Origin of the sequence: Solwaraspora sp. WMMD1047 (assembly GCF_029626155.1) — a bacterium.
Lineage (GTDB): Bacteria > Actinomycetota > Actinomycetes > Mycobacteriales > Micromonosporaceae > WMMD1047.
Map to the genome: position 1 here is coordinate 6,768,705 of NZ_JARUBL010000001.1, position 19,108 is coordinate 6,787,812.

The 19,108-nt window shown below is 73.7% G+C and carries 17 protein-coding genes; 9 read left to right on the forward strand and 8 right to left on the reverse strand.

The features are described 5' to 3' along the window. Positions 1-35: 35 nt before the first annotated feature. Both O7627_RS30980 and O7627_RS30985 read right to left on the reverse strand, forming a co-directional pair. Positions 36-986: an ABC transporter permease subunit gene (locus tag O7627_RS30980; protein ID WP_278096989.1), complete on the reverse strand. Its 951-nt coding sequence runs from the start codon at positions 984-986 to the stop codon at positions 36-38. Then, complete coding sequence (locus tag O7627_RS30985; protein WP_278096990.1) at positions 983-3,937, reverse strand: alpha/beta fold hydrolase; 2,955 nt, start codon at positions 3,935-3,937, stop codon at positions 983-985. Before O7627_RS30985 ends, O7627_RS30980 begins: the two co-directional genes overlap by 4 nt. A 372-nt stretch (positions 3,938-4,309) precedes the next feature. Here O7627_RS30985 and O7627_RS30990 point away from each other — a divergent pair, with 372 nt between their 5' ends. The 8 genes from O7627_RS30990 to O7627_RS31025 all read left to right on the forward strand — a co-directional run bounded on the left by O7627_RS30990 (position 4,310) and on the right by O7627_RS31025 (position 13,371). Continuing rightward, complete coding sequence (locus O7627_RS30990; protein WP_278096991.1) at positions 4,310-5,548, forward strand: hypothetical protein; 1,239 nt, start codon at positions 4,310-4,312, stop codon at positions 5,546-5,548. Further along, entirely contained in the window at positions 5,538-8,399 is a 2,862-nt protein-coding gene (locus O7627_RS30995) for a nitrate- and nitrite sensing domain-containing protein (protein WP_278096992.1), read from the forward strand. Before O7627_RS30990 ends, O7627_RS30995 begins: the two co-directional genes overlap by 11 nt. Further along, positions 8,396-8,872, forward strand: a complete 477-nt coding sequence (locus O7627_RS31000; protein ID WP_278096993.1) for a roadblock/LC7 domain-containing protein — start codon at positions 8,396-8,398, stop codon at positions 8,870-8,872. The genes O7627_RS30995 and O7627_RS31000 overlap by 4 nt, the downstream gene beginning before the upstream one ends. Further along, on the forward strand, positions 8,869-9,354 hold the full coding sequence (locus O7627_RS31005) for a DUF742 domain-containing protein (RefSeq protein ID WP_278096994.1): 486 nt from the start codon (positions 8,869-8,871) through the stop codon (positions 9,352-9,354). The genes O7627_RS31000 and O7627_RS31005 overlap by 4 nt, the downstream gene beginning before the upstream one ends. Further along, positions 9,332-10,105, forward strand: a complete 774-nt coding sequence (locus O7627_RS31010; RefSeq protein WP_278096995.1) for an ATP/GTP-binding protein — start codon at positions 9,332-9,334, stop codon at positions 10,103-10,105. Before O7627_RS31005 ends, O7627_RS31010 begins: the two co-directional genes overlap by 23 nt. Positions 10,106-10,164: 59 nt before the next feature. After that, positions 10,165-10,620, forward strand: a complete 456-nt coding sequence (locus tag O7627_RS31015; protein ID WP_278096996.1) for a hypothetical protein — start codon at positions 10,165-10,167, stop codon at positions 10,618-10,620. Positions 10,621-10,681: 61 nt separating this feature from the next. After that, positions 10,682-12,931, forward strand: a complete 2,250-nt coding sequence (locus tag O7627_RS31020) for an AAA family ATPase (RefSeq protein ID WP_278096997.1) — start codon at positions 10,682-10,684, stop codon at positions 12,929-12,931. A gap of 62 nt (positions 12,932-12,993) precedes the next feature. Then, the gene (locus O7627_RS31025) at positions 12,994-13,371 is read left to right on the forward strand and encodes a hypothetical protein (protein ID WP_278096998.1); all 378 of its coding nucleotides are present in this window, start codon (positions 12,994-12,996) and stop codon (positions 13,369-13,371) included. A gap of 70 nt (positions 13,372-13,441) precedes the next feature. Here the strand turns inward: O7627_RS31025 and O7627_RS31030 are convergent, their stop codons facing one another. Together O7627_RS31030 and O7627_RS31035 are read right to left on the reverse strand one after the other, a co-directional pair. Further along, complete coding sequence (locus O7627_RS31030) at positions 13,442-13,933, reverse strand: GNAT family protein (protein ID WP_278096999.1); 492 nt, start codon at positions 13,931-13,933, stop codon at positions 13,442-13,444. Positions 13,934-14,157: 224 nt separating this feature from the next. Beyond that, positions 14,158-15,012: a hypothetical protein gene (locus O7627_RS31035; RefSeq protein WP_278097000.1), complete on the reverse strand. Its 855-nt coding sequence runs from the start codon at positions 15,010-15,012 to the stop codon at positions 14,158-14,160. A gap of 186 nt (positions 15,013-15,198) precedes the next feature. On the opposite strand from O7627_RS31035, the gene O7627_RS31040 reads away from it, so the two are divergent. Continuing rightward, positions 15,199-15,411 carry a hypothetical protein gene (locus O7627_RS31040; protein ID WP_278097001.1) on the forward strand — a complete coding sequence of 71 codons (213 nt, stop codon included), beginning with the start codon at positions 15,199-15,201 and terminating at the stop codon, positions 15,409-15,411. Between the two features lie 5 nt (positions 15,412-15,416). Here O7627_RS31040 and O7627_RS31045 read toward each other — a convergent pair whose 3' ends face one another. The 4 genes from O7627_RS31045 to O7627_RS31060 all read right to left on the reverse strand — a co-directional run bounded on the left by O7627_RS31045 (position 15,417) and on the right by O7627_RS31060 (position 19,051). Beyond that, the gene (locus tag O7627_RS31045; protein ID WP_278097002.1) at positions 15,417-15,983 is read right to left on the reverse strand and encodes a DUF3263 domain-containing protein; all 567 of its coding nucleotides are present in this window, start codon (positions 15,981-15,983) and stop codon (positions 15,417-15,419) included. A gap of 167 nt (positions 15,984-16,150) precedes the next feature. After that, on the reverse strand, positions 16,151-17,161 hold the full coding sequence (locus O7627_RS31050; protein WP_278097003.1) for an ABC transporter permease subunit: 1,011 nt from the start codon (positions 17,159-17,161) through the stop codon (positions 16,151-16,153). Further along, positions 17,158-18,177, reverse strand: coding sequence for an ATP-binding cassette domain-containing protein (locus O7627_RS31055; RefSeq protein WP_278097004.1), 1,020 nt, complete (start codon positions 18,175-18,177; stop codon positions 17,158-17,160). Before O7627_RS31055 ends, O7627_RS31050 begins: the two co-directional genes overlap by 4 nt. 88 nt (positions 18,178-18,265) lie before the next feature. Continuing rightward, positions 18,266-19,051: a DeoR/GlpR family DNA-binding transcription regulator gene (locus O7627_RS31060; protein ID WP_278097005.1), complete on the reverse strand. Its 786-nt coding sequence runs from the start codon at positions 19,049-19,051 to the stop codon at positions 18,266-18,268. Positions 19,052-19,108 lie beyond the last annotated feature (57 nt).

The window sequence follows — 19,108 nt, forward strand, 5'->3', positions numbered from 1 at the left end:
CGGGTACGCCGTAGTCACCCTGCCCCTGGTGCGCCCTACGAGGTGACGTCCTTGCGGGTGAAGCGCCAGAAGGCCAGGCCCCAGAAGGCGGTGGCGTAGCTGAGCGCCGAGATGGCGCCCTTGACCAGATCGTCGGTCTGCATCGGGGTGGAGAGCAGACCCAGCCAGGCGGTGCTGTAGTGGGTCGGCAGGAAGTCCCGCAGCACGCCGAGCGCGGTGATCTGGTCCAGGATGCTGGAGAGGATCCAGAGCAGCACCGCCCCGCCGACCGCGCCGAGCGCCGCGTCGGTGGTCACCGAGAGCAGGAACGCCAGCCCCGCCACGATCAGCAGCACCACGCTGAGGTAGCCGAGGATGCCGAGCAGCCGGAGCAGCCCCTCGCCGGCCGGGATCTGCGCGGCGACCGTGCTCTGCAGCGGTTCCCAGCCGTAGCGCAGGGTGCCGACCAGCAGCGCGGTGCCGGCCAGCAGGACCAGGGCCAACCCCGAGTACGCGGCCGCGACGATCAGCTTCACCGCCAGCAGCCGGGCCCGGGGCACCGGGACCGCCAGCAGGTACCGCAGGCTGCCCCAGCTGGCCTCGCTCGCCACCGTGTCGCCGAAGAAGAGCGCCACCACCACGACCAGCAGGAAGGAGGCGGAGACGAAGATCGAGAAGAGAGCGAAGTTGAGGCCACCGGCGGTGGCCAGGTCGATCAGGCTGCCGAACTCGCCGCCACCGTTGTCGTCGTCCTGGCTGTCGAACTCGAAGGCGATCAGAATGATCAACGGCAGGATCACCATGAACGCCAGCGCGAGCTGGGTCCGGCGGCGGGCGGCCTGCCGGCGCCACTCGGCCCGGATCGGCAGCGTACGGCGCGGGCGGTAGCCGGCCGCCGCCCCCGCCGCGTCGACGCCGCCGACGAGGCCGTCTGTGGGGCCGTCTGCGGGGCGGTCGGCGGCGGGGCCGTCGGTTGGCGGCTGCTGCCCGGTCGAGGTGGTCATCAACGGTCCCCGCTTCCCCGTGAGTTCTCGCCGACCAGGGCGAGGAAGGCGTCCTCCAGCCGGCGGCGTGGCACCACCCGGTCCACTCCGACGCCGGCCCGGACCAGTTCGGCCACCACCTCGCTGCGGGCGGCGCCGTTGATGTCCACCACCAGGCCACCGTTGCCGTCCGAGGCCACCGCCCGCACCCCGTCGAGCCGGTCCAGCACCTCCCGGGCGGCGTCCGCGTCGCTGACGTCGAACTGCACGCTCGGCGACTCGCCGACGATGTCGTCCACCGGGCCGGAGGCCACGATCTCGCCCTTGTGCACCACCACGGCGTGGGTGCAGGTCTGTTCCACCTCGGCGAGCAGGTGGCTGGAGACCAGCACCGCCCGGCCGGCGGTGGCGTACCGGCGCAGCACCCGGCGCATCTCGGCGATCTGCGGCGGGTCGAGCCCGTCGGTCGGCTCGTCCAGCACCAGCAGCTCCGGCAGGCCGAGCATGGCCTGCGCGATGGCCAGCCGCTGCCGCATCCCGTGGCTGTAGTTCTTCGTCCGGCGGTGCACCGAGTCACCCAGGCCGGCGATCTCCAGCGCCTCCTCGAAGTGCGCGTCGGCCGCCGGGCGGCCGGTCGCCCGCCAGTACGACCGCAGGTTCTCCAGCCCGCTCAGGTGCGGCAGGAACCCCGGCCCCTCGACAAGCGAGCCGATCCGGGAGAGCACCGGGGAGCCCGGCACCAGCCGGTGGCCGAAAACGTAGATCTGGCCGGCGGTCGGCTGGGTCAGCCCCATCAGCACCCGCAGGGTGGTGGTCTTGCCGGCACCGTTGGGGCCGAGCAGGCCGACCACCTGGCCGCGCCGCACCTCGAAGTCGACCCGGGAGACGGCGACGAAGCCGTCGGCGTACTCCTTGCGCAGGTCGCGGACGGCGAGCGGGAGGTCGGCGTACTCGGGGAGCACGGAGGTGTCGTGGCGGCGGTGCCGGCGGCGGACCACGGCGACGACCACGACGAGCCCGACCGCGATGGCGGCCAGCAGCCCGACCAGCACCCAGCGCCACAGCGCCGCCGAGGTGGCGATCGGCTCGCCGGCCACCGTCGGCAGGGTCAGCGGTTCGGCGCCGAGGCCGACGGTGTAGACGGTCGGCTCGACCGGGGTGGCGTACGCCTGGTCGGAGGTGGCGATCGTGATCCGCAGCCGGTGGTCGGCCTCGAACCGGTGCACGATCGCCGGCAGGGTGACCCGGACCGGCGCGGCGGCCGCCACGTCGGTGGGTAGCCCGGTCAGCCGGACCGGGGCCACCAGGCCGTTGGGGAGGGTGCTGGCGCCGGTCGGGCCGACGTCGTAGAGCTTGACGAAGAGCACCGCCTCGCCGGTCGGCGACGCGGCCCGGATGGAGATGGTCGGCGCGCCGGTGACGTCCACGGCGGCGGCCAGCGGCTCGGAGTCGAACCGGGCGTGCTGGCCGGGCAGGTCGGCGGCCACCCCGTCCAGCAGGGAGGCGAATCCGCCGGTGAACGGCACCGACGAGATGGCCGCCGGGGTACCGGCCGGTGGGTTGGCGATCCGCTGGTCCGGGCCGGCGACCGGCACCCGCTGCTGGCCGGTGCCGGCGAGGCCGGGGTAGTCGTCGCGGCGGTAGCCGGTGGCGACCAGGCCGCGGTCCAGGGCGTCGAAGCCGGCGATCCGCGACCAGGTGAAGCTGTCGCCGGGCGGGTCGCCTTCGCCCTTGAGGTAGTGGTTGAGCCACTGCGCGGTGAGGTACTTGACCCGGTCGGCGTCGGTCTGCGGGCCGGAGCCGCCGTCGTGCCCGCCGGTGAACCAGGCGACCCGGACCGGGGTGCCGGCGGCGGCGATGCCGGCGGCGTTGGCGTCCGCCTCGGCGAGCGGGAAGAGGCTGTCCGCCTCGCCCTGCACCAGCAGGGTGGGTGCCTTGATCCGGTCGAGCACGCCGGCCGGGCTGGACCGGTCCAGCAGGGCGACCGCCGACTCGCTGGCCCGCCCGGTGGTGGCGATCTCCAGGTAGGCGGCGCAGACATCGGCCGCGAACCGTCCGCACGCGGGGTCCCCGCCGGGTCCGCCGGACCCGCCGGGCACCGGCACGGGTACGCCGGGATCGGCGCCGCCGTCGGCCGGGGCGGCCGGGTCGGCTGGGGCGGCCGGGTCGGGGCCAGGGGCGGCTGGGTCGGTACCGCCGTCGGCCGGGTCGGGGGCGCCGCCGGCCGGGCCGGTGCCGGTCTCGTCGTCGGGGCCGGCGGGGCCGCCGAGGCCGGCGCCGAGGCTGCCGGCGCCGCCGAAGAAGATGCCCGCCCAGCCCTTCTTGAACACCCCGGCGAGCGGGTCCTGGCCGGTCGACTCGGGCAGGAACGAGCGGGCCAGGCTGTTCCAGGTGATCATCGGGACGATGGCGTCGACGCGCTGGTCCTGGGCGGCCAGCAGCAGGGCCAGGGCGCCGCCGTAGGAGCCGCCCACCACCCCGACCCGCGGATCGCCGGGCGCGTCGGTGCGGACCTCGGGTCGCTCGGCCAGCCAGTCCAGCAGCCGCTGCGCGTCGCGTACCTCGTAGTCGGGGTGGTCGAGATGGATCTGGCCGCCGCTGCGCCCGAATCCGCGGGCGGTGTAGGTCAGCACCGCGTAACCGAGGTCGGCGAGCTCCTCGGCGTCGGTGCGGACCGACTCCTTGGTCCCGCCGAAGCCGTGGGCGAGCAGCACCGCCGGGACCGGCCGCCCGGCCGACGCCACGTCCGGCAGGTAGAACCGGGTGTCCAACTCGACCGGCTGGTCACCGGCCGGCCCGGAGCGGACGGTGAGCAGCCGGTCGGTGGTCCGGTAGGTCGCCCGCTCCGGCCAGACCGCCCAGCCGACCAGGCCGGCCAGCAGCACCACCACCAGGGACGTTGCGACCGCCCGCCGCCGGGTCAGCCGGACACGAGGCAGGGCACGGCGCAGCCGGGCCGGCAGCGGGGAAGGCATGGGCACACCGTACGGCGCTCCGCCTGTGGGTTGGCTGAGATCCCCCGGATGGTCGTTCGACTGGCCCGAACGGCGCGCCGGGACGGTCGTCCGCTCCGGGTCAACGGGGCTCGCGGTGCGGAGAGTTCGGATCACGTGAATTCACATCAAAGGAACAGAAGGTTTGATCGACGCATGTCGCTCATCTTTTGATACTTGATGTGACGAGATTGATTACCTACAGCAACATCTGCCGAAGTGACGCGAAACTGACTGTTCGGCTTGGATCGCCTGCCGTACGGGGTCAGCTAGTTTTCCGGTCCGGTGCACGGGACCTGGCTCCCCCCTGTCCACCCTCCGACTCCGCCGACAGTCGCCCCGAGGAGAGATTTGATGACGCCTCCAGCGCAGCGGTTCCGTCGCTGGCCGAACCTGTCCGGCGGCGTGCTGCGCCTGCTCCTCGCGGGACTCCTCCTGGTGCCCGTCGGCGTGCTCTCCGTCCAGGCCTGGCAGGGCATCGACGAGAAACTCACCTTCGCCGAACGGGAACGCCAGGGTATCGAGTACCTGCAGTCCCTGGAGCGGGTCACGGTCGCCCTGGTGGACGCCCAGTCGGCGGCGGTCGCCGGCCGGTCGGTGCCGGGCGAGGCACTGACCCGCGCCGTCGAGAACGCCTCCTCGGTCGACGCCCGCCTCGGCGACGAGCTGCGGACCCGGGAACGCTGGGCCGGCGCCCGAGCCAAGATCGAATCACTGTCGCAGCAGAACCTGCGCGCGCCGGAGGAGGCCTACGCCGCCTACAGCGAGGCCGGTGACCTGCTGCTCGCCCTGTACGGCAAGGTCCGGGAGACCTCCGGGCTGATCCGGGACCCGGACGCCGACTCGTACCACCTGCAGGACAGCGCGGCGGAGGAGCTGCCCGAGGCGCTGATCGCCGCCGGCCGGCTGGGCGACATCGCCATGCTCGCCACCACCCGCGCCGAGGACCAGGCCCTGAACACCGCCATCCAGGCGACTGGTGCCCGCAGCGGCGTTCTCGAACCGGTCGAGGACCTGGTGGAGGGTCTGCAGGCGGCCGTCAACAACACCGACAGCCAGCAGCTCAGCGGCAACCTGCTCAGCCAGCTCGACGCGTACCAGATCGCGGTGGACGCCCTCGCCGCCGCCTCCGCCGCGACCGACCTCGGCACCCCGACGCGGGCCAACCAGGTGGGCGAGGCGCGCGCCGCCGCCCAGGCCGCCGGCGCCGATCTCTCCCAGACCATGCTCACCGAGCTGGACAACCTGGTCACCGTACGGGCCGACGGGCTGCGCACCGAACGGCTGCTCGCCGGGGCCGCCGCCATCGCCGCCCTGCTGATCGCCCTGGCGTTGATCGCGCTGAGCCTCGCCGGCCGGCGGTCCCGGCCGGCGACCGCGCCGGTCGCCCCGCAGGCCCGCGCCGACGCGCCCGACCCGCCCAGAGCCGAGCTGCCCGACCGGGCCAGAGGCTGGGAGCTACCGGCGGAATGGTCCGATCCGGTACCGGCCGGCCAGGGTCTCGGCCGGCCCGCGCAGTCGGGCCTGCGGGACGTCGGGCTGCTCGGCCGCGACAACGAACCGGCGCGCTGGGGACGCACCGATGCTCGATAGGCTCCGGATCCGCGGCAAACTCGCCGTCCTCGTCGTCATTCCGCTGCTCAGCATGGTCGCCCTCGCCGTTCCGGTGGTGGTCGACCGGGTCTCTGAGGCCCGCCGGGCCGCCGACACCGCCGAGGCGGTCGATGTCGCCGGCCAGGTCGGCACCCTGGTGCAGGACCTGCAGAAGGAACGGCTGCTGTCGCTCGGCTACCTGCTCGACCCGGAGGGGGGGTTGGTGTCGCGCTCGGACCTCATCCAGCAGAGCACCACCGTCACCGACCGGGTCGCCGACCTGAAGGCCGATCTCGGCCCGGCGCTGTCGACCCCGGTGGTCGAGGCGCTGGCCAACGTGCAGACCCTCAACGAGCTGCGGGCCGGGATCCTCAGCGGCCGGGCCACCACCGACCAGATCATGGCCACCTTCGGCGCCATCGACCTGGCGCTCATCGACTCGCTCCGACTGACCGACCGCATCGACACCGGCACCTCGGCCGGCCGCCAGACCCTGGCCCTCGACGCGGTGCTGCGCACCGATGAGGCGATCAGCCACGGCGCCGCCCTGCTGGTGCTCGTGGTGGCTACCAAGGACGCCGACCCGAGGGCGCTGCAGCAGGTCACCACCGCCTACGTCGGCGCCATGCTCGTCCTGCAGAACACCGTGGCCCGGTTCACCGCGCTCGCCACCGCCGAGCAGAACGCGCTCTACACGCTGGTCTCCGAGGCCGCCGCGGCCCGGATCCCGCCGGAGCTGGTGGTCAACCTGACCGGTGACCCGACCGCCGCGCTGGCCGACCGGGAGGTCCAGACCACCTTCCCCGGCGTGGTCTCGCTGATCACCATCGGCCAGTTCGTGCAGAAGAAGCTGGTCACCGACATCACCGCCGCGGTGGCCGACCAGCAGCGGCAGGCCCTGGTCACGGCGTACGGCGTGGTCGGCCTGGTGCTGCTGGTGCTGCTGGTGGTCGTGCTGCTGAGCCTCACCGTCGCCCGTACGGTGGCCCGGCCGCTGACCCGGCTGACCCACTCCGCCGACCGGGTGGCCCGGGTCGCGGAGGCGGAACTGGTCCGGATCGCCGACGACGAGACCGAATCCGCCCGGCCGATCCGACTCGACCCGGTCGACGTCAGCGGCCGCGACGAGATCGGCGACCTGGCCCGCGCCTTCGACCGGGTGCAGGGCACCGCGGCCCGGCTGGTGGAACGCCAGGCGGCCAGCCGCCGCAACGTGGCGCAGATGTTCGGCCACGTCGGTCGCCGTACCCAGAACCTGGTCGGCCGGCAGATCGCCCTGATCGACCGGCTGGAGCAGCAGGAGACCGAGCCGTCCCGGTTGCAGCACCTCTACCGGCTCGACCACATCTCCAGCCGGCTGCGCCGCAACGCCAGCAGCCTGGTGGTCCTCTCCGGCTCGGCCGGCGGCGACGGGCACGTGGCACCGATGCCGCTCGGCGACGTGGTCCGGTTGGCGCTCGGCGAGATCGAGGACTACACCCGGGTCGACGTGCAGATCCGGGTCGACGTCATGGTCACGCCCGGGGTGATCGGCGACCTGGTGCTGGCGCTCGCCGAGCTGATGGAGAACGGCACCGCCTTCTCGCCGCCGCACACCAGGGTCACCGTCTCCGCCGAGCTGATCCCGGGCGGTGCCCGGGTCAGCCTGATCGACCACGGCATCGGCATGCCGGCGGAGCGGATGGCGGAGGAGAACGCGCGGTTGACCCGGCGCGAACGGCTCGACCTGACCCCGACCGAGGTGCTCGGCCTCTTCGTGGTCGGCCGGCTCGCCCGCCGGCACGGCTGGCGGGTCGCCCTCTCCCCGACCCCGGGCGGCGGCGTGACGGTCGAGCTCGACATCGACGACCGGCTGCTCGTGGTACGCCGGGCCGGCACGCCGGCCACCGGCGTGGCCCGGGCCGGGGCGGCCCCGGCGGTGGCCGGTCGGGCCGTCGCGGCGGCCCCCGAACCGGGCCGGGCACCGATGGCCGGGCTCGGCGCCGAACTGTTGGCCACCACCGCCGGACCACCACCGGTCCCGGCCCCCGCCGCACCGGCACCGGCCGCACCTACGTCCCCCGCGCCGGTACACGGTGGGCCGGTACCGGCGATGCCCGCCCGGGCCTCGGCCCCGCCCGCCGTCGACGGACCGGCCGGCCCCGGTGAGCCGGAGCCGCGGACCACCGGCCGGGACCAGCCGGCGCCCGCGCCGGAATCCATCGACCCGGTCTTCAACCCGGTCCTGCTCAGCCGCGCCACCCAATCGTTGGAGTCCGGCCAGCCCTGGGACGCCTTCGGGACCCGGCCCGGCGAGCAGGCCCGTTCCGGCCGGAACCGAACCACCGAATCCGCCGCCCAGAGCGGCGCTTCGCTGCGGCAGCGGGTGCCGGGGGCACAGCTCCCGCAGACCCCCCGGCCCAACCGGGCCGTCGACTCGACCCCGGCCGACCCCGCGGCCGTCCGGGCGTTGCTCGAAGAGTTCGAGGCCGGGGTGCAACGGGCCCAACGACAGTACGGAGCGTCCTCCCCGACGCCCCCGGCGGCCCCGTCCCGGGCCGCCGTCCCACCGGCCGCCGTATCGCCGGGTGCTGTCCCACCGGCCGCCGCACCACCGGCCGCTGTCCCGGCGCCCGCGCCGGCGCCGGGACCCGTCCCCGGGCCGGGAGCCGGCCAACTCAACCGGCGGGTGCCGGGCGCTAACCTGAGTGTCCCGACCCCCACCGCCAGACCGAACCACTCGCCGGCCCGGACCAGGCCGGCGGATCCGGACGAGGTGCGCGACCTGATCACGCAGTTCGAGACCGGCGTCGCCCGCGCTCTGACCGAAGTCAGTCCAGACCACCGCCACGAAGAGGGACGGTCACAATGAGCACTCCCTTCACCCGGGACAGCATGGAGCGGGATCAGCACGCCCCGCCGGCCGCGGAGCTAAGCCCCGAGGCGCGCACCTTCAACTGGCTGCTCGACTCGTTCACCTCGACCACGGCCGGCGTGTTGGAGGCCATCGCGGTCTCCTCGGACGGGCTGCTGATGGCGATGTCCGCGATCAAGGACCGGTCCAACGCCGAGCGGCTCGCCGCGGTGGTGTCGGGGATGACGAGCCTGGCCGGCGGCGCGGCCAACTGGTACTCGCTCGGCGGTCTGAACCGAGTGATCATCGACATGACCGACGGATACCTGCTGGTGAGCGCGATCAGCAGCGGCTCGGTGCTCGGGGTGGTGGCCGACCGGTCGGCGAACCTGGGCACGGTGGCCTACGAGATGACCCTCTTCGCTGGCCGGGCGGGAGGCGCGCTCACTCCTCGGCTCATCGTCGAGCTGAAGAATTCCGTCCAGTCGTGACCCATCCGGCGGGCGACGCGGGGCGGGATCCGGAGCCGGTCGTCCGGATCCGCCCCTACCTGCAGGCGCCCCCGCCGCGGGCGGAGGCCGAGCCGGAGGCCGACGCCGGCGCGGACGATGCCCCGGGGGTCGTCCCGCAGGGGCTGCGGCCCTTCGTGCTCACCTCCGGCCGGGTGGACAGCATCGATCCGGCGATCGGCCTGGAAACCCAGGTGACCGCCCGGCAGGAGAGCCCGTCGTGGATCGGTACGCCGGTCTCCCGGCTGGCTCCGGAACTCCGGGAAATAGTCGCACTCTGCGCCGAGCCGATGTCCGTGGCGGAGATCTCCGCCCGACTCCGGTTGCACCTAGGCGTGACCAAGATCCTGGTCGGTGACCTCCGGGCCACCGGTCACCTCGACGTCCACCTCTGCGACGTCGAGGATGCCCACGACCCCGACATCATTCTGCGAGTGATCGATGGACTCCGTGCGATCTCCTGAGTGGCCGCCCGTCCCGGTGACCGGCCCGTCCGCCAACAGTGCCCCGGGCCGCTACGGCGCCCCGGCCAGCCACGGTGCTCCACCGGTCGGCAACGTCCTGCCCACCGGCCTGCCCTCCCGACCGGTACGCCGGTCCGGCACCGCGCAGGTGGTGCCCGCCGGCAGCGCCGCCCGCACCGGCCGGGGGTCGTCGGCGCCGGTGCCGGTGAAGATCCTGATCGCCGGCGGGTTCGGGGTCGGCAAGACGACCACGGTCGGGGCGATCTCGGAGATCGCGCCGCTGACCACCGAGGCGGAGATGACCTCGGCGGGCATCGGCGTCGACGACCCGGGAATCCGGTCGGCGAAGACCACCACCACCGTGGCGATGGACTTCGGCTGCGTCACGATCGACCGCAGCCTGAAGCTCTACCTCTTCGGCACGCCGGGCCAGTCGCGATTCGGCTTCATGTGGGACGACCTGGCCCGCGGCGCCCTCGGCGCGCTGGTGGTGGTGGACAGCGCGCGGCTGGACGACTGCTACCCGGCGATCGATTTCTTCGAACGAGCCCGGTTACCCTTCGTGGTGGCGGTGAACGCGTTCGACGGGCGTCTCGCGCACGACCTGGGCGCGATCCGGTGGGCGCTGGCCATCGGCGACCACGTGCCGCTGATCCAGTTCGACGCCCGGGACCGGCTGTCGGTGCGGGACGCCCTGCTGATCGTGTTGGACCGGGCGCTGGACCGCGCCATCCGGGAACGAAACGCGTGACCGTCGCCGGGCGGTGGCCGGGCCCGGCCCGGTGGTTGGTTGGGAGAGGGTGATCCGCGATGCGAGGCGAACTGGACGACACGCTGGCCCGGTTGGCCCGGCGTGAGGAGGCGCAGCGCCGCCGGGCCGAGCAGCTGGCCGCCGAGACCCGGTCGCCGACCGACGAGGTGACCGAGGCGGTGCAGCGGGTGGTGGCCCGGCACCCGGATATCACCGTGACGGTCCTGGTCGCCCGTGGTCAGGACACCGCCACCCGGCACATCACCTGGTCGGAGGGGCAGGTGGTGGCGATCCCGGTCGCCGGCCCGGTCAGTACCGCGGCCATCGACCCGGCGGCGAACGCCCCCACCCACCCGGCCGGCCCCCCCGACGTTCCCTCCTGGCCGATGTCGGTGAAGACGGTGCCCGCGTGGGCCGCCTCCTCCGACGGATTGGCCGACGACCCGGCCGCCCGGTTGGCCGACCTGATCCGGCGCGACCCGTCCCTGCTCGGCAGCCCGGACGACGAGTCCTGATCGCGGTACCGACGCCTCCCACCGCAGGTCGCCGGCGGCGGCGGCCGGATACCCTCGGCGCGTGACGGATCACGATCTCACCCTGACCGCCAGCCTGCGCCCCGGTGCCCTGGACGCCCGGCGCGGCATCGTCCGGCTCCACCCGGACGTGCTGACCGCGCTGGGCCTGCACCCGGGTGCACCGGTGCGGCTCACCGGCCGGCGGTCGACGGCGGGGATCGCCGCCCGTGCCGAGAGCACCGCCAGCCGGGCACTGCTCTACGCCGACGACCTGATCCTCGGCAACCTCGGGGTGCGCGACGGAGGGCAGGTCACGATCGCACCGGTACGGGCGGTCGCCGCTGGTCGGGTGACGTTGACCGGCCCGGCCGAGATCGCCGCGGCGGTGTCACCGGAGATGCTGCGGCTGGCCCTGCTCGGCAAGATGGTCACGGCCGGGGACGACGTGTCGCTGCTCCCCCAGGACGTGCTGCCCGACACCGCCGTCCGGGCCCTGGTGGAGGCCGCCCGGCGCAGCCTCTCCAACACCGTCGGGTACGCCTGGACCAGCACTCTGCTCACCGTCACCACCGCCGAACCGGCAGCCACCGCCGAACCGGGAGCGGGGTCGGCAGGTTCGTTTCTGGTCACCATGGACACGGTGGTGGGCTGGCTGCACGGACAGGTCACCCACGGTGACACCGCGACGGAGGTCCGCCCGGCCGCCGCCTCGGGCGTCACCCCGGCCCCGGCCGCAACGGAGCCGGCACCGAGCGTCGAGGACCTGCCCGGGCTGCGGACCCAGGCACAGGAGCTGATCGAGCTGCTCGACCTCGGGTTCCACCACCGCGAGGTGCTCGGCCGCCTCGGCACCACCGTCTCGCTCGGGGTGCTGGTCACCGGGCCGGCCGGTTCCGGGAAGTCGGCCCTGGTCCGGGCCGCGGCCGGCGTCGTCAGGGTCCGGACCGAGGTGCTCTGGGCGCCCGAGGTGGCGGCCCTGACCAACGACGCGGCGGCCCGCCGGCTGCGGACCACTGTGGATTCGGTGCGGACCACCGGACCCGCCGTCCTGCTGATCACCGACGTCGAGGCGCTCGCCCCGCGGGACCAGCCCGGCCCGGTGGGTACGGTGTTCCGCCAGGTGCTGGCCGAGGCGGTCCGGGCGGGGGCGGCCGTGGTCTGTACGACCAGCCGGCCGGAGTCGGTGGATCCGGCGCTGCGCGCCCCGGAGCTGCTGTCGCTGGAGATCGCCGTACCGCTGCCGGACGCCGCGCTGCGCCGCGAGCAGCTCGCCGTGCTGACCCGGGAGATGCCGCTCGCCGAGGACGTCCGGCTCGACGAGGTGGCCGCGCGTACCCCCGGTTTCGTCGCGGCCGACCTGGCCGCGCTGGCCCGCGAGGCCGGCGTCCGGGCGGCGCTGCGGCAGAAGTCGGCCGAGGCGCCGGTGGTGGCGATGGCCGACTTCACGGCCGCGCTGGAGGTGGTCCGGCCCACCTCGATGTCGACGTCCACGCTGGAGGTCGCCGAGGTCACGCTGGACGACGTGGGCGACATGGTCGAGGTCAAGCAGATGCTCACCGAGTCGGTGCTCTGGCCGCTGACCTACCCGGACACCTTCGCCCGGCTGGGCGTGCAGCCGCCCCGGGGGGTGTTGTTGTACGGGCCGCCGGGCTGCGGGAAGACCTTCCTGGTGACCGCGCTGGCCGGCACCGGCCGGGCCAACGTGCTGTCGGTGAAGGGCGCCGAGCTGCTCTCGAAGTGGGTCGGGGAGAGCGAACGGGCGGTCCGGGAACTGTTCCGCCGGGCCCGGGACGCGGCGCCGACGCTTGTCTTCCTGGACGAGGTCGACGCGCTCGCCCCGATCCGTGGCCAGGCGTCCGACGGCGGCACCACCGACCGGGTGGTGGCCGCCCTGCTCACCGAGCTGGACGGCGTGGAGGCGCTGCGCAACGTCGTGGTGGTGGGCGCCACCAACCGGCCGGACCTGGTCGACAGCGCGCTGCTGCGGCCCGGCCGGCTGGAGCGGCTGGTCTACGTACCGCCGCCGGATGCCGAGGCCAGGGCGGAGATTCTCCGGGCGGCGGCCCGTTCGGTGCCGCTGGCCCCGGACGTCGACCTGCCGGCGCTGGCCGGCTCGCTCGACCGGTTCTCGGCGGCGGACTGCGCCGCCCTGGTACGGGAGGCCGCGCTCGCGGCGATGCGGGAGTCGCTGGAGGCGTCCACGGTGACCGCGGAGCACGTCGCCGCCGCCCGCGAGCGGGTGCGGCCCTCGCTCGACCCGGTCCAGGTCGAGTGGCTGGCGCGGTACGCCCAGCAACGCGCGGCGGGCTGACCGGCAGGATCCACCCAGCGGACCCTCAGGTTCTCCATAGCGGGCGTGGCTACCGTGGGGGGATGGATGAGAACCGGGCTCGTCGGGTGGTCGACTCGCTGCGCGACCGGGGCGTCCCCGCCCACCTGGCCCGACCGCGCGCCGGGCTCTCCCAGTTCGGGATCCGGGTCGCGCTCCCCGACGGCCGGGAGGCGCTCTGGGACACCGACGGCACCGCCGGTTTGGAGGCCCAGGTGCTCCGCAACGGGGTGCTGGTCGGGTTCGTGCCGGTGATCGAGGGGTCCGAGGACTTCGACGAGTCGCAGACCGTCGCCGCCATCGCCGGTACCGACTACGACCAGCCGGTGGCCCGGCCGGCGGCGCGCGCCGTCCCGCCGGCCGCCGCCCTGCCCCGGGAGGGCGGCCTGCTGCGACGCTTCATGGACGGCTTCCGCGAGTAACCGCACGGCCCGCCTCCGCCAGCACGGCCCGCCTCCGCCAGCGCCCCACGGCGCTGCCTGGTCCGCCCGGTCAGAGCCGGATCTCGGCGTGGACCGCGTCGCCGGTCCGGCTGAGCTCGGCGCCGCAGCGGCGCAGCAGCCCGATCGCCGGGCCGTTGCCCGCCGTGGTCTCGGCGACCACCGCCTTGGCGTCGACCGCGGCCGCCTCGGTGAGCACGGCGCGCAGCGCGGCCGGCCCGATGCCCTGTTCCCGGGCCGAGCGGCCGAGCCAGATCCCGGTCTCCATCACGTCCGGCAGGTCGCGGTGCCGGGCGAGTCGGATCATCCCCACCACGTCGCGCTCGATGACGATCGCGTACATCACGGTCCGGGTGGGGCCGGCCAGCCCACCGAAGTGCGCCCGGTGGAATTCGCGGAACGCCTCCCGGCGGGCGTGGGACCAGCCGACCGGGGCCGACACCGGCGGCATCACCTCGTCCGGATCGGCCTCCGCCACGGCGACGGAGAGCAGCGACTCGAGGTTCTGCTCGTCCACCGGCGTGAGCCGTACGTTGCCCGACATGGTCCGTAGTCTCCCGGCCCGCGGTGGGGTCGGTCCAGCCTGTCGGACAAAGCCGGACCGGGTGAGGGAGCCAACCTGACCGCTACCGGCGGCCGGCCGCGACCGATCGTCGAAAATTACTCACGGTTGGCCCTAATCCCTGGCGAGATTGAACCAGATCCTCGGCTGGCCGTTACAGGTGGTGAGACTTCACCGGCATTTCCCGCCCAGAACGGAGCATCCTGTCACTCCCCGTCAAATTGGCAGAGGATGACGGAGGCATCGTCGTAACGCTTGGTACGCGGGTGGACGCGCCGGTCATCGTCCGCGCGCTCGGCCCGGCGGACCCGCCGGATCAGCTCGGCCGGCCCGCGCCCGGTGAGCACGTCCAGCAGGCCGGCCCAGTCCAGGAGACCGAACGGGTCGACGGCGCGGCTGGCGCCGTCGGTGAGCAGTGCCGCCCGGCGGACCCGGTCCGGTCCGGTCAACGGCAGCGAGCCGGTCAGCGCGTGGAACGCCGCGTCCGGGTCGGCCGCCGCGACCCAGTAGCCGGGCGTCCGGTTCATCAGGCGCCGCTGCGCGGTCACCGAGCGGCGGAACCGATCGACCGGGTCGATCTCGGCCGGACCTCCGGCGGCGCCCACCGGGACGGCCGGCTGGCGGCGCACCTCGGCCATCACCTCGGCCAGCCGGTCGTCGGCGATCACCTGGATCGGTCCACCGCGGTCGACCACGAGCGGGCTGTCACAGAGCACCAGATAGTCCAACCGGTCGCCGGTGGGCCGTAGCAGGCAGACGGTGGCGGACGGGGTGCCCGGATGATCGAGGTCGCACCGGTCGCCGTGGTCGGCCCGGACCGCCAGGATCCCGGCCGCGAGGTTGCCGGCCAGTGACCCGGTCGGCCGCTGCGCCGCCGCCAGCCCGATCCGGGCGGCCAGGTGCCGCGCGTACCAGGCCGGCCCGTGCGCGCACCCGGTCTCGAATCCCGCCGGCACCGTCGCGCCGTCGAGCACCCCGACGAGTGGACCGACCTGGAAGACGTGGTCCTCGTTCTCCGGCTGGCCGGGCGCCGGTTCCGAGGCCGAACTGGTCCACATCATCGGCACGACTCCGTTCTACCCGTCCGGGCCGGCGGGCGGGGCCGGAGCGCCGGATCCGACAAACCATCCGGTACGCCGACACCGGCGGACCCGTTCGCGCAACCGGCGGACCGGGAGGCGCGGCGGGCGGTAGCGTCGGATCAGGTAGGTCCCGGGGTGCACGGGGCCCGACGGGGGGATCGCGCCATGTTGCGACAGTTGCACGACGCCGGCCTGCGGGCCGAACACCTCTACATCGCCGGGATCGCCAGCATCGGCTTCTCGTTCGCCAGCTGGATTCTGTCCAAGCGGCTCGAATCGGCGGGTACCGACCGGGCCGACCGCTGGGGCATCTTCATCGGCGAGTGGGCGCCCACCTTCATCGCCCTCGGCAACGGGCTGCGCACGTACGAGAAATAGCCAGGTCAGCGGCGCCGGCTTCGCGACCGGGACGCCCGCAGCCGGCGTAGCCGGCCGACCAGCATCGCGTCGGCCTCGGTCGCCGCGGGGTTGTCGAGCAGCGCGTTGAGCATCTGGTAGTAGCGCGTCGCGGAGAGGTCGAAGGTGTCCCGGATCGCCTGTTCCTTGGCACCGGCATGCTTCCACCACTGCCGTTCGAAGGCGAGGATGGCCAGCTCCCGCTCGGTCAGCGCGGTCGGCTGACCGGGCCGGAACTGGCCCTCGCCGGTACGCCGACCGCCCGGACCGACACCGTCGTGCTCGCCATCGTCGTCGGCCGGTATCGCACCGTCCGATCCGACCGGACCAGCCGGACCGTCGACGGGAACATCGGAGTCGACCAGATCATCGGAGTCGACCAGATCATCGGGGTCGGCCAGGTCGTCGGGGTGGGTGCGGCGGTCGGCGCCGGGCGCGGTGCGCTGGGTCGGGGCCGGGCGGGCGCCGGTGCGGGACCGGCGGACCCGGCCGGGGCCGGCGGTCGGGCCGCCCGGCGGACCCGGATCGGCCGCCGGAGTGGCGGGCGGCGGCATGGCGCTCCTCGGGGCGGTGGACGCGGCGGGCACCGTCTCCGGTGGACGGCTGCGGTCGATTACCTCACCAGGGTAGTTGGACCGCCGCAAGAGCACATCGGCTGGCGGCGCGGGGCGCACCGTCGCGCCCCGCGCCGCCAGCGGTCATCGCCGGGCCGCCCGCCCGGTCAGGTGATGTCCCGGCTGCGCATCGCCCACATCGCCGCGCCGAGGCTGAGCACCAGCGCCACCCCGATCAGCGCCGAGCTGTGCTGCCAGGTGAGTTCGAGCGTGTCGGGCTCGCACTGGCCCATGCTGAAGTTGCAGGCGTTCCAGTTCTCCAGCGTGATCGATTTGTTCATCCAGGCGAGCAGGTAGGTCGGCAGCAGCCAGGCCTCGACGAACGCGACGTTCGCCATCGAGAGCAGGATGCCCAGACCGAACTGGCCCACCACGATCAGGCCGATCGCGCCACCCAGCGCGAGGGCGGTGTGCCGGCCGAGCGAGGCGACCGCGAAGCCGACCGCCGCGGCGGCCAGGACCAGAACGGCACCGCGCAGTCCGGTGAGCGCGAACGACTGCCAGGTGCCCGAGGTCATGCCGTCGGTGTTGCCGCGCATGGTGCCGATCGCCCAGAACGCGGCGGTCCAGGCGGCGGCGCTCACGACGGTGAGCGCGAGCATGGCGGCCAGCAGGGCGGCCAGCTTGGTGAGCAGGACCTGGAGCCGCCGGGGTCGCCAGAGCAGCAGGTTCATCATGCCGCCGGTGCTCCACTCGGCGCCGACGAAGGAGGCGCCGACGACGAAGCCGACCAGGGCCAGGATCGCCGCGAGGGTGGTCACGGTCTCGCCGAACTCCTTGCGGAACTCGAACGTGGCCGGCATGTACCACTCGGCCTGGAAGGCCTCCCGGGGCGGGTCGCTGATGTCGGCGCAGTCGGCCGGGTACCGGTCCGTCTGGTCGCCGGCGGCCTTGGCCCGTTCGCAGTCCTGGCGGGCCTCCGCGGTGTACCGGAGGTTGTTCTGGTACTCCTGCTCGGCGGTGCGTTCCGCGGCGGCGATCTGGTCGCGGCCGATCTTCTCGTTGGTGAGGAAGGTGCCGGCGACGACCGCGAGCAGCACCAGCAGGCCGGCCAGCGTCATGTAGCGGACGAAGCGCCGCTTGACCAGTCGGCGCAGTTCGGTGGTGAACAGGCTCATACTCCCCAACCTCCCTGGGCGGGCCCGGACGGCTGCGCCGACGGGGTCGGGCCGACGTGCGCGGACTCGTCGACCTGGCGGTGCTGGCCCGGCACCGGGGCGGTGGCGGTCAGCTCCAGGAAGACGCTCTCCAGGTCGACGGTGATCGGCGCCAGCTCGCTGACGTAGAGATCCTGGCCGGCCAGGGTGCGGGTCACCAGGGCCGGCTTGTCCACGCCGCGCACCATCAGGTGGTCGTCGTGGGTGGTGACCTGGAGCCCGGAGCGGGTGAGGGTCTCGGCGGCGACGGGCAGGTCGCTCACCGCCTCCAGCCGGACCCGCAGGCCGCCGCCGGAGTGCTGGGCGATGACCTCGCTCACCGGTCCGGTGGCGACCCGGCGGCCGAGCGAGATGATGGTGACCGAGTCGCAGATGAGCTGGACCTCGCCGAGGATGTGGCTGGAGAGCACCACGGTCATGCCCGACTCGGCCAGGTTGCGCATCAGCGCCCGCATCTCCCGGATGCCGCCGGGGTCGAGCCCGTTGGCCGGCTCGTCGAGGATCAGCAGCTTCGGCGTCTTGAGCAGTGCCGAGGCGACGGCGAGGCGCTGCTTCATGCCGAGCGAGTAGGTCTTGACCCGCTCCTTGGCCCGCTCCCGCAGGCCGACCAGCTCCAGCACCTCCGTCACCCGCTGCTGCGGCACGTTACCGGCGCTGGCCAGCAGCGACAGGGTGTCCTGCGCGGAGAAGTGCGGGAAGAACTGCGGGCTCTCCACGATGGCGCCGACCTGACCGGCGACCACCGGCAGCGCGGCCGGCACCTCCTGGCCGAGGATCGCCATCCGGCCGCCGTTGGGCCGGATCAGGCCGAGCAGCGTGCGCAGGGTGGTGGTCTTGCCCGACCCGTTCGGGCCGAGGAAGCCGTGCACCTGACCGGCCTCGACCACCATGTCGAAGCCGTCCAGGGCCTGCCGGGTGCCCCGGCGTCGGCTCCGGTAGGTCTTGCGTAAGCCTTCTATTTCCAGTACGGCAGCCAAGCTGGCCTCCCCGCTCGGGTGAGTGACAGCGGACACCATACTCGGTATGCATGCCGCGTGGTGCACCACCCGCCGGAAAGGCCGTAATTCAGGCGCAGATGACCTCCACACCTGCCTCCCGGAACGCGCTCAGCGTGTCCGGATCGGCCCCGGAGTCGGTGACCAGGGTTTCGATCCGCTCCACCGGGCAGATCCGGGCGAACGCGTGACCGCCCAGCTTGGACGAGTCGGCGATGATGACCACCCGCTTGGCCCGGGCCACCATGAGGTTGTTCATGGACGCCTCGCCCTCGTGGTGGGCGGCCGCCCCGAGCCGCACGTCGATGGCGTCCACGCCGAGCAGCGCCACGTCCAGGGTCACCTCCCGCAGCAGCGCGCCGCCGAGCGGCCCCACCAGCTCGAACGACTGTGGCCGGACCACCCCGCCGGCCACCACCACCTTCATCCGGGACCGGACCAGCAGCTCGTTGGCGATGTTCAGCGCGTTGGTGACGACGGTGAGCTGGGCGCCCTCGGCGCTGGTGTTCAGGTCCGGCCGGACCGCCAGCGCGCGGGCCACCTCGGTCGTGGTGGTGCCGCCGTTGAGGCCGACCACCATGCCGGGCGCGACAAGCGCCGCCGCGGCGGCGCCGATCCGCTGCTTCTCGGCCGAGTGCTTCGCGGTCTTGTAGCGCAGCGGCAGGTCGTAGGAGACGCCGTTGGCGACCGCCCCACCCCGGGTACGCGTGATCATCTGCTGCTGGGCGAGCTGGTCGAAGTCCCGCCGGATGGTGGCCTGTGAGACGTCCAGCCGGAGCGCGGCGTCCTCGACGGAGACCCGGCCGCTGTCGGTGAGCAGTTCGAGCAGGGCATTCCATCGTGCGTACCGGTCCACCGCGGCCTCCTTGCACATACGGTGAGTGGTTGGCTGCACACTAGTGCGCGAAACTGG